Genomic DNA, 16,559 nt, shown 5'->3' with positions numbered 1-16,559 from the left:
AAGAGAACACAATAGGATAGAAACGCTGGCCTAAAAAAAACATTACGGATTCGCATCATCTCGGAGCGACGTCGCGCTATCACACAGCGAAATCGGGTACCTGGCGCCGAATATCCGCGGCTTATGACACACGAAAATGCGAACATCGATAGAACAGACTTGCCTCTCGGGAAGCCTGCTGCCATCCTGTCTGAAACCGACCCAGAGACGGGCCGAGCATTTGACAGGAAAATATGAATGAGCAATGCGGGCGGCGATTTTGCGGGAGATTTTAGCCGCTCTGGACTGTCGATGTCGGATGCCGAGGATGAGCTCGGGCTGACCGGGCGTCAAATCCGGCGATATCTCTCCGGCGAGTGCAAGGTGCCCAAGCTGGTTGAGGATCGGGTGCGGCAGCTGGCGTCGGCGAGGATGAGGCAACGCACGGCGCCTCCCGCGTTTCGCTTCATCGATCTTTTCGCTGGCATTGGTGGCCTTCGCCTCGGTTTTGAGGCTCTGGGCGGGAAGTGCGTTTTCACCAGCGAATGGGACAAGTGGTCGCAGGAGACGTACCGCCGCAATTTTCCGGACGGCGACGACCATGTCATGGCCGGTGACATCCGCCCCTATGGTGCAAAGCCGTCGCTCATTCCCGAGTTCGATGTGCTGCTTGCTGGCTTTCCGTGCCAGCCCTTCTCCCTTGCCGGCGTCTCCAAGAAGAAGTCGCTAGGCCGCAAGCACGGCTTCGACGACGAGAAGCAAGGCAACCTCTTCTTCGAGATCGAAAGCATCCTGCGCTACCATCGCCCGGCCGCCTTTCTGCTCGAGAATGTGAAGCACCTCCAGCGACACGACGGCGGACACACCTTCGCGGTTATCCGGCGGGCACTCGAGAATGAGCTCGGATACACGATAGACTTCAGGGTCATCAGCTCGGCGCCCTGGGTTCCGCAGAAGCGTGAGCGCATCTTTATCGTCGGCTTCCGCGACGACGTCGGCTTCAGCTTTGACGATTTCGACCAGACGCTGCCGCCCGAGGCGGAGTGGCCGACGCTTGGATCAATCCTGCAGTCCCATAACGAGATCGACTCCAAATACACGCTGACGCCGCGGCTCTGGCAGTATCTGCAGGACTATCGCCGGAAGCACGAAAGCAAGGGCAACGGCTTCGGGTACAGCATGTTCGGGCCTGACGACGTCACACGGACACTGTCGGCGCGCTACCACAAAGATGGTTCCGAGATCCTGATCGAGCAGAAGGGAACGCGGCCGCGCCGGCTGACCCCAACGGAGTGCGCTCGCCTGATGGGCTTCGAGCATGGGTCACGGAAGTGGTTCATTCCCGAAAGGGTTTCCGACACCCAAGCCTACCGCCAATTTGGAAATGCGGTCGCCGTGCCTAAGGTCGAGGCGATAGCGCGCTATATGGAGCCATGGCTCAGAAAGGCACTCGAGCTCCAGAACGATCCGGTGCGGCAGCGCAAGGTTGCCTGATGTCGTCGCGCCGGAAGTCCGCAGCCGGATGATGGCCGGCATCCGGGCCAAGGACACACGCCCCGAGATGCTGCTCAGGAAGGGACTGCATGCGCTGGGATGGCGCTATCGCCTTCACGGCCGCACTATTGCCGGTAAGCCCGATCTGGTCTTCCCGGGCCGCAAGGCGCTGATCTTCGCCAACGGCTGCTTCTGGCACGGTCATGACTGCCATTTATTCAAATGGCCGAAGACGCGCGCGGAATTTTGGCGTGAGAAGATCGGCGCGAACATCCGGCGCGATGCCAAGGTCCTAGAACAGCTCCGCGAAGAGGACTGGCGCGTAGCGGAGGTCTGGGAATGCACGCTGAAAGGGCGCGAGCGCCGGCCGCTCGAGGAGGTGCTCGCCGCCTGCGACAGCTTTCTCAGGGGTGAGGAGCGCTATCGCAGCATCGGCGTTGAGCGACGGGTGTCGTCTGCATTGCCGCCGAACACGGAGGACAAGCCGTCACAATAGCATGAGCGGACCTTGCGCCTCCGCTCCCATTGCTCTGGCAAGTTCGAGGAAGTCGGCCACCCCGGCGAGCTCAGCCTGTTGTGCCGGGCGATATGAGCCGTGGAGCGGACGCGGCAGAACCAGCTGCAGCTTCTCCTTGCGCATCTCGTCGGTCTGGGTCGGCGATATGCCGGGCTCGAGCGTCAGCAGGTGCTTGCGCTCGATACGGTCGGCTTCCGCCAGCACCTGACGCCAGCGATCCTTGCAGCTGGTTTTCACGCCCAGCATCAGCAGCCGGTCGGCGGACCATTGCATATCGTGATACCGCGTCTCGTCAGGGAATAGGAAGTCGGGCCCGTTGCGCTTCTCCGTCGTTGCCTCGCGCTTGTGCGGGATGGAATGGACCTCGAGCAGCGCCTCCCCATGGTGACCGAGCGCATAGCCCGCCCTCGACTTGCGCCGGTTCTGGACTTCGAGCGAGTAGCGGACGAACCGGTCGACGTCGGCAATGCCGTCGACAACAAAGCCCTGCCGCAGGCGCTCGCCGACGATGTGACGCTCATAGGTCATGAACAGCCGCTCCTCAACGTCCATCCATGTGAGAAGCGCTTGATCGGGGTCGGCACGGGGATCGACGTCGGCGAGACCGCGTGCAAAGGCGGAGAACTTCCGCGTCGGAGGAAGGCCTGCCGGAAATTCCTTAAGGAGCCGCTCCAGCCACTCATCCGCGCTGGCGATAACCTCAATATCGGCGAGCTCGAGAACGTATCGGGCGGCAAGGTCGACGGTGCGCCCCTGCTCCTTGCGAAGGTCGCGCTGGACAAGATCCTTGCCCCCGAGATCGAGGCCGAACAGCCAGAGAAGCTGCTGCTCGATTGAGCTGCCGCTTGCGCAGAGCAACGCGAGCAACGACTCGTCCTTGCCCATACACAGGAACAGCGTGTCGCCCTGTCGAGCACGGTAGACCACCTCCTCGGCAGCTGCCGGATAGTAGAGGCGGTACTCCCCACCACGATGTCCCTTGCCCCGCCGGCTATCGTACCAAGTGCCGGCCAAAGGCACCACAAGGGGCGGCTCCTCGTCAGACAGCCACACATATTTGACCGGCACGCTGATTTTTTCCGCCGGAACCCCGAGGAAAGCCCGGAAGCTGTCGACTCCTTGGAACTCATGTCCGCGGGATACGGTCGGGTCGATCTCGGTAGCAGTGACCCTCTTCACCCCCACACCGGCGAAATTCTGGGACAGCGACCCGGCCTTCATTCTCGGTTACCTCTTAATTGTTGCGTGTCACCGAGAACGGCGACAGCAGGCCTCAAACGTTCGGCCGACCAGCTTGTTGGCAGTGAGGGCATACAGGTGCCGAGTGCTGTGCATCCAAATTGCCTTGTCTTCGAAGACATGCCGTACCGATGATGCTGCTCGCAGAAACTATATCCTACCGTGACACTCAAGAGGAATATCTAACTCCTCCTGCGCAAACCACGGCAAACGAGTTCGCGAAGATTCAGCATCGCCGGGCCATTGTATATGCCACATCGGCTATCCTAGCCGGCCCTGTGTGGATCTCATTCGCACAGTCAGCAGCCAGCGGCACGAGCCTTGAATCGCTCGACTACTTCCTCAAGGCTGATCGGCCCCCATCCGGTTTTGTCCACTGAGACAGATACGAAGCGAGCATCAGGCTCGTCGGGCGCGGCATGAGTATGGCCGTGCAACACAGGCAGGTCGCTTCTCTTGGCCGCTTTCGGGATGTGGATCAGCAGGATTGATCCCCACCCCGTCTCCAGAACGTGCGACATGGCATGGCTTGCAAACAGCCCACTATCCCTGAACGCCGCCCGGGGTGTGTCGTCGTTGCCGAAGATTAGGTGCTTTGTTCCAGGCAATGGAGCCAGACTGTCGAGGTCGCCCACGTCGCCGAGAATCCAGACAGTGTCCTCTTCCGTCACGCGCGACCGCCACGCCTCGGCAATCGCTGCATTCATGGCGCCGGTCGTCGCAAAGCCTCGAGGCTTGGCATAGCTTCGATAAGGCGAGCCGAAGTGCATATCAGCCACAAAAAACAGCGTCACCTGACTACCCCTCAACAATCGGCACATTTGCCACGGCCAAACCTTCGGGGGATGACGTGCTCGGGCTCATCCTGCATGGCGGCCACGCAAGCGCTGACCACTTGATCTCGGCAAATCGCAGATCGCCATTTCCATTGGATGTCAAGTCCGGCGGCAAGCGTCACTGCGCGGCTCTTGCCTCACTTTGTCATCAGACCACGCATTCGATAAGCAGCGACTGCGGCCGGCGGCTACGCGGCGGGTTAGACCCAATCCCAGCCGTTCGCGGACAGCTTTCGCCGCCGCAACTTCGGTCATCGGTTCATGTCGCGCGACGGTGCCCACCGGCCCGGCGGAACGGCGAGGATTGGGACAGAGCCGTCATTCGTATAAGCCCCGACGAACGCCAGCTTCCGCTCGAAGCGGACATTGTTAGGCGGGCCAAAATTTGGCCGCGAATACCCTATCCGAGGCATTCGCCCACGGATCAGCCAGCGACTGCCCCCACCCCACATTCTGATCTAGCCGCTCAATGCCCACCATTGCATGCTATGCAGCGATCTAAGTGCCGGAATCGCGGCAAAGGGGAAATCGATGGCAAACAGCATTGCTTGGGAAGATGTCGACAGCGCGCGCCGCGGTTTGATCAATCTCGTCCCGCGCGACCGGTTCCTCAAAAAGATCTGCAAGGGCGCGATCAGGGCCGGCCGCGACAAGACGAACCCGATCCGCGGCAATCTCGTGGCGAGCGCGTTGCGCGAGTTGGCGACTCATGTGCTGCATGATCTAGCGCCGGACGACGAGGTGCGGCGCTGCATCTGGTTCGAACAAGCCGCGGATACCAAGACCGTCACCCGCAGCCAACGCGCGCGGTATATTGTCCAAGCTGGACTTCCCAACGACTTTGTGAAGGAAACACTTAAGGTAGATGCCGGCGCGATCGCGAAGCCGCTGCTCGCCGCGATGGACAAGCTGCACAAGGCAACGCACGTCCGCTCCGAGACGGTGGTCTATAAGGGCAGCGCGGTGCGCGAGATGCTCTACAAAGTGTTGACCGAAATCCATGCGCTGCTCGAAGATGCTGCCAACGCCCGCCATTCGATCACGGGTGCGGTTAGCACTTCACTGCACAACGCGGTGTTCGAAAACCTAATCCTCGAGACGATCCAAGAACTCGACGAACTCTCGACGCATACGCGCGTCGACGGGCACATAATCGACCAGATCAAAGTGGGGCGGCTCGATGCGGGCGAGATCGAGTACCGCGTCACCGGCGAAGTCGAGGTGGAGCTGCAATATGGCTCAAACTCAGATGTTGCGAACGACATCGGCATGCGCTCAGACGACAGCTACCCCTACAAAGCGAAGGTCATTGCGGCAGCAGCCAAGCCGCTCGACATCGACGCGGAGGCGATCCAGCTTACGGTAGATGCCAGCAGCTTCTACGAATAGCTGCCGCGACCACCAGGCGCGGCCTTGCGCGTATCGCATGGGGCCGGCCGCCTATCGAGTATCGTCCGCCGTTCGGGGCGCAGGGAGTTTGCAGTGAGTTTGAACCTGATCGACATCTACTCCCCCGCTCTCACGCTATGGGAGACGAGGGAATCGACGCTTGAAGAAAGTTTGGAGCATGGGCGGCCGTATAGGGTTCAAACAAGGCCGAGGGCCATCATCGGCAGTTCGATGGACGCAGCTGTCCACATCGCCAACGAGGGCACGGACCAAACTCTTCGCAACTACATCAACGACACGCTCAGTGCGTCCTACGAGTACAAGGCGTGGCGACATGCGATGCCTTCGACCACCCCAAGAAATATCGCAGACTATCAGAAATCGCTGTCGACCTGCGACTTAGATGCCGTGTCTCGCGATATCGTTGCGATTGGGCAGGTTCTTACGCATGGGCAATGCCTGTTCCACGCCGGAGTGTCGGCGTTGCCGTCACCATTAGTGACGAGCCGCCCCTTGTCGACGAGCTTCTGTCCGGACGTTGCGCTGAGAAATGCCGAGCACAAGGGGAAAGCCTATCATGGCGGTCGCATCGATCTGTTCGTGCTCGAAGCCCACAATCCAACGACTACGGTGTTCGTTTTTCGAAGAGGCGGCACTAACCTTGGTCACGAAAATGAGGTTCTGTTCGCTTCCGGGGCGCAGGTGAAAATAACGGCGAGCAAGCTCATCAGAAACGACTATCCCGTGAGTTTGGATGGCATCAACATGAAGCTCGTTCCGATCTACGTGCACAACGCGCTGATCTCTTGAGCAGCAATCAGGCCGAGGAAGAAGTGGATCGCACAGGTCTGCTTTTGTATGGGTGGCGTTTGGCGCCGACTGTCTTGCTGGCATTCCGTGCAACGCGGTTTGCATGGCTGGCAAAAGAGTAGGTCATGGGCGCGGAAGCAAACGGCCGGTTCGGGCTTGAACCGCCATTGCAGGATCCGCCACGGAAAGGCCTGACTTGGTCGGTAGCTGCCGTGCTCGGCACCCAACCGGCGACGGCAGCTTTCCTAAGCCAATTGCTTAGAAGCTGGCTATCCGCAACCGACCGGTCTCTTGTCATGGCTGCTCCACCAGAAGATCATTCCCTTCGCGCCGCGGTAACGGGGTCGGGACTCGAACTTACGCACCCCGCGCGCAACTCAAAAAAAACTTTCAGTCGTTCACCGATCTCTGAGCATCGGGCGAACAGACCGCGGTGGGACATTGCTGCCATTCGCAGGATAATCGGGAAAGGCAGGTTGCCTGCCAATAGTTGCCGAGAGTTGTCCAGCTCAGTTTGTCGAATTGTCGATCCCCTTTGCATCTGTCTTGCCCCGTAGGAGCATGGTACTACAGCCGATCTCGGTCATGCCCCAATCTATGGAGCAACGGTGAACGCGACAATTGTAGGAACAGAAAACCTGACATACCCGCTGTGCTGCCATGGGCGCTCACGCTTCCAAGCTCACCCTCTATACTGCCCTCGCTGCTAACGCGGGCATAGCGGTCGCGAAATTTTTGGGCGCGGCATATACTGGCTCGTCAGCCATGGTGTCTGAAGGCATCGACAGTTTGGTCGATACAGGCAATCAGCTCCTGTTATTGTATGGGTTGCGAGACGCCAATAGCCTAGGGCGACGCTCATCACGCTAGGGGTACACGCGGTCGGGAAACCCACGTTCGCCGTAGTCGGTATATTGCCCGGTATAGCCGATAACGTGGAAGATGATGGTGTGGAGCAATCTGTAGATACGATGAAGCTGGTCGACGCGCTTCTGAAAGCTGTCCCGTTCGACGTCTGCCGCGCTTGATTTTCGGGTATGCACGGCTGAGTTTCGTGCCTTTGTCCACGTCTTGATGTCATCCTCGATGAGCCAACCACCTGGCACCAGGCTCATCATGCGATCTCTCGGCCGGATAGCGCTCAGCTGACCGATTAGACCCACAATACGTTGCCGATTGCCTGCGGATATGCCCTTGTCGTCCATCCAGACCGTCGTGGCCTTTTGAAAATCTTCCAATTCGGTTGCCAACGGGGACGGTGCCAATTCTATAAGGCCGGCCAGGCCCTCCACAGCGACGCAAATCCCGATGAGCCACCCGTCGATCGAGCTCTCGCTCGAGCGACGTACCAGTGAGAGAAAGCTCGACGACGCGCTCCAGATGTCTTCGTCGGGGGCATCTGCCAGATATTGCAGGTAACACCGCAATAGTTCGACCAGGTGCTTGCTGTGCAGGCCGGTGTTCGTTGCCAGCGGCGGGTAGGCTGGTACGCGACGGATGTCAGGCCGGGCCCCGCTGAGCGAAAGCGTTCGGCACGACGACACGACCTCATCGACGATAGCCGGGTTGAGCGACTGACCGACCACAAACTGCATCGCCTCGATCAAACGCCGTTCGAACCCTGGTGGGAATGGCAAATCATACTTCGCTACGACCTTTATCTGCTCGCCCGTAAGATCCTCAAATGTGACGTGCAAATCGGTATCATTGATCTTGATCGCGTGTGGCCCGCCGATCAGACCTTCCCAGTCGCGCTTGTCCTGTTCGAAAAAGTATAGCGCCAGGATCGACGCTGTATTCCGCGTGGACTCTTGCCTGCGCAGCGTTTTGGGAACCGCCCGGATCGTCCCTGAGGCCGTCGGCAGCGAGATCGAGTGGTAGGTCAAGATCCGGCCGAGATCCCAAGCAGCGCTGGCGGGATCGGTTGCCGTGGCGAGATGGTAATTGTCTTCTGGCACGAGGGCGCCGGCTTCCGAACTCATCGATCGGTTGATCATATCGATCATGGGCTGAAGGTCGCTGAAGGCGACATGGCATTTGAGTTCGATGTCGCCTCTCGCATTCTGACGAAGGCTTCCTGGCCCCTGCATTCGGCGATCGCCCGCGACCATCTCGATGCGCGGCATATCGATCTCAAAATCGCCGCGGCGAAAAGCCTCTATCGTTTCATCGAACGTCATTTGGGCTCCAGAACAGGCCGGTCATTCGGTTGCAAGGGCGTTCGGGCGCCCGAACCGACGGGCACCTGGCGAAGCTTTTCCCGTCACCGGATCAGCGACCTCGCCGAGCTCATTGCGCCATTCAATTCGTTCAAGCGTCGGCGTTATCTCAACGGGGAGCCCGTTGAAGTAGCGGCCTTGGTCGAACACCATTCCGATCTGGCGCGGCGTATCGCGCGTGTACAGGGCGGCGAGCTGCGGGGTGCCTCCGGAAAGAGGGTCATCTCCAGATCTGATCGCATCGCAGAACGAGGCGAGGAGCGCTCTGCTTCGTCCCGCAGCATCCGATTGCTCCCATCGATCACGGTGAGCCTTTGCTGCCGACTTCGCTGAACCGATTGAACCGATGACGTCGGTGCAGGTGGGTATCGGCACCTCGTGAGCTTGCGTTGTGCGAACGGTGGCGTCGAACTGCATGTTCCAAGCGCGGAACGACGTGTTCGGCCAAGGCTGGCCCCGGAACAGATGATGGATCGTAAAATCTAGCGTCGGGGTGTTGACTGGGCTCGCAATGGCTCGCTTCACGGTCTCGAAGATCAGCGCCTGTCGCTCCTGCGCGGTTGCGATCGGCTCGAACAGTATCTCGGCGTCGATCGCGCTTACGATCTGTCCCAGGATCAATGCGGGGAGCACGACATCTCCGCAAAATCCAAAAAGATGGGGTTCGGTTCTCGTGGAGAATATACTGCGTCCGGCTTCCCAGCGCTTATCGGCAGAACCCCATGTGATTTTGCTGTCCGACACCAAATACACGGCTCGCGGCAGGTCCGGCGCTTCACCGGTATCTGAATACGAAATCCAGGACATCAACGTTGTCATCAGGTGTAAGGCCCCAGCTGCATCTCTGACTTCAAACGAGGGGGCGGCCAGCCCTACGGTCGGCCGCCTCAGGAACCTTAGTCGTCGTAATAGCGAGAATCGTCCACCTCGCCGGTCGTGGCGAAGCTGGGATTCGAATAGCCAGTCCTGCCGGCAACCCGGTCGAAGGTCACCACGGATTCAAACGCAATAGAGTCGCCGTGGAAAGCACGGTCTTGGTCGTTTTCGCCGTTCAGATGGCCGTCGACGGTGGCGATCAGTGCATCGTCGCCGTGCTCGACCGTCACCTCGTCAGGGTAGAGCTCGTCGAAGAAGGCGTTGGTCGATGCGATCTCCCCAGACAGTGCATCCTCGATCGTGAAGGCATTGTCCCGAATGAAATCCGCACCGATGTGATCAACCAGATCGCGCGTCAGCCAGACGGTTCCCGTGAACTGTCCGGATGCCTCGAGATGTTCGACCAGCAGGTCGACGATGACGTCGTTGGCCGGCAGATCTTCCGGCAGGCCGGAAAGCGCTGCACGCCGGATGTCGAGCAGCGGAAGATCGGGGATCATGATGTCCGCCTGCGACAGCAGGTCCAGCGGGCGCTGCGTCTCTGCCCTGAGCGCCGAGCCTGTTCCATAGCCGAAAAAGGCGGCGACTAGCTCATGTGCGTGGCCGGACGACAGCTTGCCGCCGGTAAGCGCCGCATAGTGTGTGCGCAGATGATCCGCGCAATCTTTGTGAATGGTCATGCGATCCTTCCTTCAGGCCGGCGGCTTTCTGGTGATCACAAGCGCTTCATGACCACCATGCGCCGGCGAAAGAAGTCGCCATTGTCGTGGTGTCGTTTGGTCGTATGCCGCCTTTAGGGTCGCTTGCAGCCCGGGCAATCGGCTCCTCCGTCGGATTTGGGGTGGCGGCCTCGGGGTTGCAAGCGGCACTTGGCGATTTTCTAGATCGCCGACGCTCGAATCTGGATCGAAAAAAATTTATGCCGGGATTCCGTTCGGGGCATGACGCTCAGATGGCAAAGCTCCGCATGGTGGGTGGCGACTTTACATTGGCAGCAGCGATCGAATGGCGGATCCTGGCAAAAGCTGTCGGCCGCATCAATGACGCCAAATGTCTTGAGTTGGTCGAGAGCTGCCGCCCGCTTCGCACCGGCGCTGACCCAGAAGCCGCTACTCAGGCTGCCGCTTCGCTTTCCAACTTTGGCGATCAATCGTTTCAGGCCCCAGGCGGGAACATCAAAGCCTGCAGCGGCGGCGATCCTCCGAACGGCGATACCAACCCCAATTGTCCGCAGCCGAAGCTTGACCCATGGAGTGTTCGATGTTTGTTCCGGAACGGCGCCTGTCGCGAACTTGCCGGACGACATCGATGAGGAAAAGCGATGCAAGTGGCCGCACCTAAGATGCTTGACACCCAGTCTTTTTCTTGAGAGCCGGAGATCAGGCGATCGGGGGCTGGCGCTTATCTTGATGCAGCAGGTGGTCAATCCTTTAGACACGCGCTTCATTGTCTTCCTTCGACTTGGTCAGAGGCGTTCCGCCGGATGACCAGCATCGCCTTCGAGACCGTCATAGACGACTCACTGTCGAGGATCACGGATGTCGCCCAGTTGAAGGTCATGTTGAACAAGCGCGTCCTGAGCTTGGTGAACGACTTCGAGGACGGGAAATGGCTCAGCAGTCGTTTCCAGAGCTATCTATGGGACAATATCGCCCAAACCGCGCTCTCGGAGCGGGAAAGACTTGCCTTAGCGGATCAGAGCCACTCGGCACTTGTGGCTGCCGCTCGGAATCTCAGGCTCACTGACAAGGACGAGGTTGGTCAGGGAAGCGAGATCGCTGAGGTCTTCCTCTACGGAATAATGAAAAATCATTTCGGGGCGCTGCCAGTCGTGCCCAAGATATTCTACAAGCAGAACGTCCAGGACAATGCGAAAGGCGCCGATAGCGTCCACATCGTGATCAGCGAGGATGGCCAAGACTTCACGCTATGGTTCGGTGAAGCAAAATTTTATAATTCCATCGTCGACGCACGTTTGGATGCGGTGGTGAACTCGGTCTACGCGAGCCTCGACACGGGCAAGCTCAAGAAAGAAAATGCCATTATTACCAACGTGTCGGATCTCGACCGGCTGGTGCTATCCGGTTCCCTGCGGACGAAGATCAAGGCAGCGCTCAGCAGCCAGGTGTCGATTGATCATCTGAAGCCGAAAATCCACGTTCCGATCCTCATTCTCCACCAGTGCGCCGAGACAGCTAAATGCGTTCAGCTCTCCAACGAGTATCGGAACGCGATCTCCGCCCAGCATAGGGAGAGGGCCGAAGCCTACTTCTCCAGGCAAGTATCCGGGTCGTCCCGGGTCCACAGGTACGGCGACATCCAGTTCCATCTGATCCTCTTCCCAGTTCCGGACAAGAAGGCGGTTGTCGAGACCTTCCTGGGAGCGGTCTCCTACTTCAAGGGAGCGGCGTAATGGAGGTCTTCGCCGCATGTTCCGAGGTGAACGACCTCATCGAAGGCGGCAACGACCTCGCCGCGCGAAACATGCTGATACGGCTTCTGGGCGATCTGGACCGTAGCAGGACTCCCTACCCTCAGGTCCTGAACCAGCTGATCCGGACGGCGGGGCTCTTCCCCTATCTGCAGCTCGAGACTGCTTCATGGGATCAGAAGTTCGTCCATGAGGCGTTCGCGGTCGACGTCGGCAACCGGACCGCCACGCTGCATCGCGAGCAGTCCACGGTCCTGTCAAAGCTTCTCGACGGCAGGAGCATAGCCGTGAGCGCCCCGACCAGCTTCGGAAAGAGCTTCATCATCGACGCGTTCATCGCGGCGAAGCGACCGGACACCGTCGTGATCATCGTGCCTACGATCGCGTTGATGGACGAGACCCGACGTCGCCTGTACAAGAAGTTCGCGCGGCAATACGGCATCATCACCGCGCCTGACGCCCCACTGGAAGCGCGGAACATCCTGATCTTTCCGCAGGAGCGCGCCTTCGGCTACATTCAGAAGCTGAAGAAGATCGATCTCCTAGTCATCGACGAGTTCTACAAGGCGAGCATCGCCCACGACAGGGAGCGGGCACCGTCACTCATCAAGGCAATCGTTCAGCTGTCTCGTCGATCCGAGCAGCGCTACTACCTGGCGCCGAACATTAAGAAGCTGCAGGACAACGTCTTCACGCGCGACATGGAGTTCCTGGAGCTACTCGATTTCAACACCGTCTTTCTCGAAAAGCACGAGATCTACAAGGAGATCGGCGGCGACGCGCAGAGGAAGTCCGAGGCCCTGCTGTCGATCATCTCGCCGCGGAAGGAGAAGTCGCTCATCTACGCCGGGACCTACGCGGAGATAAGAAGGATCGCCGATCTCGTCGTGGCCCGACTGGACAAGGTCGATCGACTTCACACCAGCCATTTCGCACGCTGGCTTCGAGAGAACTATCAGCGGGACTGGGTTCTGGCCGACCTCGTGGAGCGGGGTGTCGGCGTCCACAACGGCCGGATGCACAGGTGTCTCAGCCAGCTTCAGGTCCTGCTGTTCGAGCACGACAAGGGGTTCGACAGCATCATCTCGACGTCTTCGATTATCGAAGGCGTCAACACATCCGCGCAGAACGTTGTGATTTGGAAGAGCAAGCTCGGACAGAACAACCTGAAGGATTTCACGTATAAGAACATCATCGGTCGAGGCGGTCGAATGTTCAAGCACTTCGTAGGCCACATCTACCTTCTGGACTCGCCGCCGAAGGAGGAGGATACGCAACTCCAGATCGAGTTCCCGGATACGCTTCTGGGAGGCCTGGACGAGACTCAAGACCGTGAAAGTCTCACCGAGCGCCAGATTGAGAGAATTATTGAGTATAAGCGTCAGCTTTCAGACATTGTTGGTGCGGACAACCTCGCGCGAATCAAGAGAGACAACTTGCTTCAAGACAGCGACGCGGACTTCCTGCTCAAGACGGCCAGTGACATGAAGGATAACCCCGACGATTGGAAAGGCTTCGGCTACTTGAACTCGGGCAATCCCTCCGACTGGGAGCGAATGCTCTACAAAGTGATTGCCCTCAAGCCCTCGGGATGGGACGCGCCTCATGGTCGCGTGGTCGCGGTGGTCAAGGCCCTTGCGGCCAATTGGACGACCGACATGCCGACGATGCTCAGGCAGGTGTCAGGCGAAGGTATCGAAATCGAAGCCTTCTTCCAGCTCGAGAGGACGGTCACGTTCAAGCTATCTGCTCTTCTGAGTGACGTTAACGAACTTCACAAGATGATTGTGAACCCCTCCGTTGACATCGGTGGCTTCCTTGGAAAGGTGAGCCATGCGTTCCTGCCTCCGGCCGTGCACAATCTGGAGGAGTACGGCCTTCCCCGGATGATCTCGCGCAAGCTGCACAAAGCCCGCTACATGGATTTCTCGCAGCCTGATCTCGACCTCAGGAGCGCGCTGGATCTGTTCCGCAGCAAGGGTCTCGACGTCGCACTCAAAGTTGAAGGCCTGACGGCGTTCGACCGATACATCCTCAAGTTCTTCTTTCATGGCATAACGCCGGACGACACGTCTTCGACAGCGGCGTAGCTCTGCAGCCCCTTCCCTTCATGCCTTAGCCCACCTTATTAACGGACGGCAGCTTAGCCTAACCGCTGCCCGAAAGCGGCCTGTCCGCTCCTCACCATCGCCTTTGGTTTTGGCTTAGGTACTTTCAACTTCGCTACCCGGTCGCAAAGTGGATTGAGATGGAACCATCTAGGCTTGATGCTGGCCAAACTGCACAACGTGCCCCCGGGGGTGGGCTGCCCAGCTGGCACGGAGGCCGTTGTTGATAGCGATCTTAGCCGAGAGTAGTCGCTACACCCACTCCGCTAACGACATAGCCTTCGGAGCCACGATAAATCTGCTCCGTCTATGATGTGGATTGATTCGCCTCGATCGCCTCGCCGGCACTTAACCTACTGTCCGTAATGGCAGCCGAAGACCTAGGTCGCCGCAGATGCATTCTGCACCAACAAACGAGCAAGCCGCATCGCGACTAGATCGGTAAAAAGATGGCGGCTGGTCAGCTTCAAGTTCGCCCCCGTTCAGCCTTAGCCGCTTGCAGTCGCACCGAAATGTGGGAACATGTGAGGGAACACAAAGCTGATTGATCAGAAAATCCGCCGAAATCTGTCGTTTCCGAGGGGAATAGTGGCGGAGACGGAGGGATTCGAACCCTCGGTACGGTTTCCCGTACGACGCTTTAGCAAAGCGTTGGTTTCAGCCACTCACCCACGTCTCCGGATGCGGCAGAGTGGGCGCTATAGCGAGGCGCGGCGGGCGGATCAACTGGGCGCGCGTGCACGGCCGGGCGTAATTTCGCGGCGATCCGCCAATCGTTCATTGCCCGGCAAGCGCGTCGATGGTTAACCCGTCCGCGGCGGTTTGGTCGCGGGGGATTGGCATGCGTAGGTTGGGATATGCGATGACGGCGGCGGCGCTGCTCGCGGCGAGTGCGTCGGCGCAGGTGACGACGATCGATCCCAATCGCGCGATCGACGGCGATCTCGCCACTTCGGCACCGCCACGGACCGCGGCGCGCCCCGCCCCGCGCCCCGCCGATCCGCCCGTCGAACCGGCGTCGCCGGCACCCGGCTTCGATGCCGCACCCTCCTCCACCCCGGTGCAGGAACGCGGCCGCGTCGAGGCGGTCAATCGGGCGGCCGAGACCTATCATCGCGACGACCTGCTCGCCGCGGGCGAGGACGTGTTCGGCAAGGGAGCGGCGGGCCTCGCCGGGCTGCTCGAGAAGGTGCTCAAGGAACAGGGCGAACCCAATGCCTATATCGCCGGGCGCGAGGCGTCGGGCGCGTTCATCGTCGGCCTGCGCTACGGCTCGGGGATCATGAGCCACAAGGTCGAGGGACAGCAGCCGGTCTATTGGACCGGGCCGTCGATCGGCTTCGACGCCGGCGGCGACGCCAACAAGGTGTTCGTGCTCGTCTACAATCTCTACGACACCGCCGACCTGTTCCACCGTTTCCCGGCGGCGGAGGGGCGGCTGTATTTCGTCGGCGGGTTCGCCGCGACCTATCTGCGCCGCGGCAATATCGTGCTGATCCCGATCCGGCTCGGCGTCGGCTATCGTGCCGGCGTCAACGTCGGCTATATGAAGATCACCCGCAAGGCGCGCTGGCTCCCCTTCTGAGCGGCGCGGCCTATCGCTCGAGCCGCCAGCCGAGCGTCTCGCCCGCGTGGAACGGTACCACGGCGGTGTCGCCTGTGCCGATGCGCGCGGGCACGGCGACCGGTTCGCGCACCAGCGTCACCGTGCCCGTGTTGAGCGGCAGGCCGTAGAAGCGCGCGCCATGTTCGGCGGCAAAGCCCTCGAACCGGTCGATCGCGCCTTCCTCGTCGAACACCTGGAGATAGGTTTCGAGCGCATAGGGCGCGTTGAAGATGCCGGCGCAGCCGCAGCCCGATTCCTTCGCGCCGACGACGTGCGGCGCGCTGTCGGTGCCGAGGAAGAAGCGCGGGCTGCCGGACACCGCGGCACGGCGCACCGCCAGCCGGTGCGATTCGCGCTTGGCGACCGGCAGGCAGTAAGCATGCGGACGCAGCCCGCCGTCGAAGATCGCATTGCGGTTGATCACCAGATGCTGCGGCGTGATCGTCGCGGCGATCGGATGCGCCGCCTCGGCGACGAACGCCGCCGCCTCCGCCGTGGTGATATGTTCGAGGACGATCTTGAGCGCGGGATAATCGCGGATCAGCGGCGTCAGCACGCGATCGATGAACACCGCCTCGCGATCGAAGATGTCGATGCTGCGATCGGTCACCTCGCCGTGGATCAGCAGCGGCATGCCGATCCGCTGCAGCGTCTCGAGCACGTCGGTGAGCGCACGGATATCGGTGACGCCATGCGCTGAATTGGTCGTCGCATGCGCAGGATAGAGTTTGCACGCGGCGAAGACGCCCTCGGCATAGCCGCGCGCGATCATCGCCGCATCGGCGTGATCGGTGAGGTAGCAGGTCATCAGCGGCGTGAAATCGGTCGCCCCGCCGAGCGCCGCGAGGATCCGCTCGCGATAGGCGATCGCCGCGGCCAGGTCGGTCACCGGCGGGGTCAGGTTGGGCATGATGATCGCGCGCGCGAACTGCCGCGCGGTATAGCGCGCGACCGCATCGAGCATCGCGCCGTCGCGCAGGTGGACGTGCCAGTCGTCGGGGCGGCGGATGGTCAGGCGGTCGGTCATTGCGCCTCCCTATCGGTCGTCCGGCCGC

14 protein-coding genes, 1 tRNA gene and 1 pseudogene are annotated in these 16,559 nt (G+C 60.2%); 8 read left to right on the top strand and 8 right to left on the bottom strand.

Annotated features, from left to right (window positions below; all coding sequences use genetic code 11):
- Positions 1 to 237: 237 nt before the first annotated feature.
- Together dcm and V8201_RS17755 are read left to right on the top strand one after the other, a co-directional pair.
- The gene (dcm, locus tag V8201_RS17760; protein ID WP_336546119.1) at positions 238 to 1,473 is read left to right on the top strand and encodes a DNA (cytosine-5-)-methyltransferase; all 1,236 of its coding nucleotides are present in this window, start codon (positions 238 to 240) and stop codon (positions 1,471 to 1,473) included.
- Positions 1,466 to 1,969, top strand: a complete 504-nt coding sequence (locus V8201_RS17755) for a very short patch repair endonuclease (protein WP_336546118.1) — start codon at positions 1,466 to 1,468, stop codon at positions 1,967 to 1,969. Before dcm ends, V8201_RS17755 begins: the two co-directional genes overlap by 8 nt.
- Here the strand turns inward: V8201_RS17755 and V8201_RS17750 are convergent.
- Both V8201_RS17750 and V8201_RS17745 read right to left on the bottom strand, forming a co-directional pair.
- Complete coding sequence (locus V8201_RS17750) at positions 1,961 to 3,211, bottom strand: type II restriction endonuclease (protein WP_336546117.1); 1,251 nt, start codon at positions 3,209 to 3,211, stop codon at positions 1,961 to 1,963. The genes V8201_RS17755 and V8201_RS17750 overlap by 9 nt on opposite strands.
- A 317-nt stretch (positions 3,212 to 3,528) precedes the next feature.
- The gene (locus tag V8201_RS17745; protein WP_336546116.1) at positions 3,529 to 4,023 is read right to left on the bottom strand and encodes a metallophosphoesterase family protein; all 495 of its coding nucleotides are present in this window, start codon (positions 4,021 to 4,023) and stop codon (positions 3,529 to 3,531) included.
- Between the two features lie 573 nt (positions 4,024 to 4,596).
- Between V8201_RS17745 and V8201_RS17740 the strand changes: the two genes are divergently transcribed.
- The 3 genes and pseudogenes from V8201_RS17740 to V8201_RS17730 form a co-directional block, all read left to right on the top strand.
- A complete protein-coding gene (locus V8201_RS17740) occupies positions 4,597 to 5,454 on the top strand; it encodes a pPIWI-associating nuclease domain-containing protein (RefSeq protein WP_336546115.1) in 858 nt (285 codons plus the stop codon).
- Positions 5,455 to 5,547: 93 nt separating this feature from the next.
- Positions 5,548 to 6,264, top strand: coding sequence for a hypothetical protein (locus V8201_RS17735; protein ID WP_336546114.1), 717 nt, complete (start codon positions 5,548 to 5,550; stop codon positions 6,262 to 6,264).
- Between the two features lie 660 nt (positions 6,265 to 6,924).
- Positions 6,925 to 7,092, top strand: a pseudogene (locus V8201_RS17730) (cation efflux transmembrane domain-containing protein); the annotation flags it as partial.
- A 38-nt stretch (positions 7,093 to 7,130) separates the two neighbouring features.
- Here V8201_RS17730 and V8201_RS17725 read toward each other — a convergent pair.
- The 4 genes from V8201_RS17725 to V8201_RS17710 all read right to left on the bottom strand — a co-directional run bounded on the left by V8201_RS17725 (position 7,131) and on the right by V8201_RS17710 (position 10,806).
- The gene (locus V8201_RS17725) at positions 7,131 to 8,444 is read right to left on the bottom strand and encodes a hypothetical protein (protein WP_336546113.1); all 1,314 of its coding nucleotides are present in this window, start codon (positions 8,442 to 8,444) and stop codon (positions 7,131 to 7,133) included.
- Between the two features lie 21 nt (positions 8,445 to 8,465).
- Entirely contained in the window at positions 8,466 to 9,290 is an 825-nt protein-coding gene (locus tag V8201_RS17720; RefSeq protein WP_336546112.1) for a hypothetical protein, read from the bottom strand.
- 89 nt (positions 9,291 to 9,379) lie between these two features.
- Positions 9,380 to 10,039 carry a hypothetical protein gene (locus V8201_RS17715; protein ID WP_336546111.1) on the bottom strand — a complete coding sequence of 220 codons (660 nt, stop codon included), beginning with the start codon at positions 10,037 to 10,039 and terminating at the stop codon, positions 9,380 to 9,382.
- A gap of 200 nt (positions 10,040 to 10,239) precedes the next feature.
- Positions 10,240 to 10,806 carry a hypothetical protein gene (locus V8201_RS17710; protein ID WP_336546110.1) on the bottom strand — a complete coding sequence of 189 codons (567 nt, stop codon included), beginning with the start codon at positions 10,804 to 10,806 and terminating at the stop codon, positions 10,240 to 10,242.
- A gap of 36 nt (positions 10,807 to 10,842) precedes the next feature.
- On the opposite strand from V8201_RS17710, the gene V8201_RS17705 reads away from it, so the two are divergent.
- Positions 10,843 to 11,772, top strand: coding sequence for a HamA C-terminal domain-containing protein (locus V8201_RS17705; protein WP_336546109.1), 930 nt, complete (start codon positions 10,843 to 10,845; stop codon positions 11,770 to 11,772).
- The gene (locus V8201_RS17700; protein WP_336546108.1) at positions 11,772 to 13,880 is read left to right on the top strand and encodes a DEAD/DEAH box helicase; all 2,109 of its coding nucleotides are present in this window, start codon (positions 11,772 to 11,774) and stop codon (positions 13,878 to 13,880) included. Before V8201_RS17705 ends, V8201_RS17700 begins: the two co-directional genes overlap by 1 nt.
- Before the next feature lie 607 nt (positions 13,881 to 14,487).
- Here V8201_RS17700 and V8201_RS17695 read toward each other — a convergent pair.
- Positions 14,488 to 14,577, bottom strand: a tRNA-Ser gene (locus V8201_RS17695).
- A 162-nt stretch (positions 14,578 to 14,739) separates the two neighbouring features.
- Between V8201_RS17695 and V8201_RS17690 the strand changes: the two genes are divergently transcribed.
- Complete coding sequence (locus V8201_RS17690) at positions 14,740 to 15,483, top strand: DUF1134 domain-containing protein (protein ID WP_336546107.1); 744 nt, start codon at positions 14,740 to 14,742, stop codon at positions 15,481 to 15,483.
- Between the two features lie 10 nt (positions 15,484 to 15,493).
- Here the strand turns inward: V8201_RS17690 and pyrC are convergent, their stop codons facing one another.
- Positions 15,494 to 16,531, bottom strand: coding sequence for a dihydroorotase (gene pyrC, locus V8201_RS17685; RefSeq protein ID WP_037531716.1), 1,038 nt, complete (start codon positions 16,529 to 16,531; stop codon positions 15,494 to 15,496).
- Between the last annotated feature and the right edge of the window lie 28 nt (positions 16,532 to 16,559).

The sequence above is a fragment of the Sphingomonas kyungheensis genome (genome assembly GCF_037120395.1).
Classification (GTDB): domain Bacteria; phylum Pseudomonadota; class Alphaproteobacteria; order Sphingomonadales; family Sphingomonadaceae; genus Sphingomonas; species Sphingomonas kyungheensis.
The sequence above is the reverse complement of the archived record's forward strand: the minus strand, read 5'-3'. Positions and strand labels throughout refer to the sequence as shown.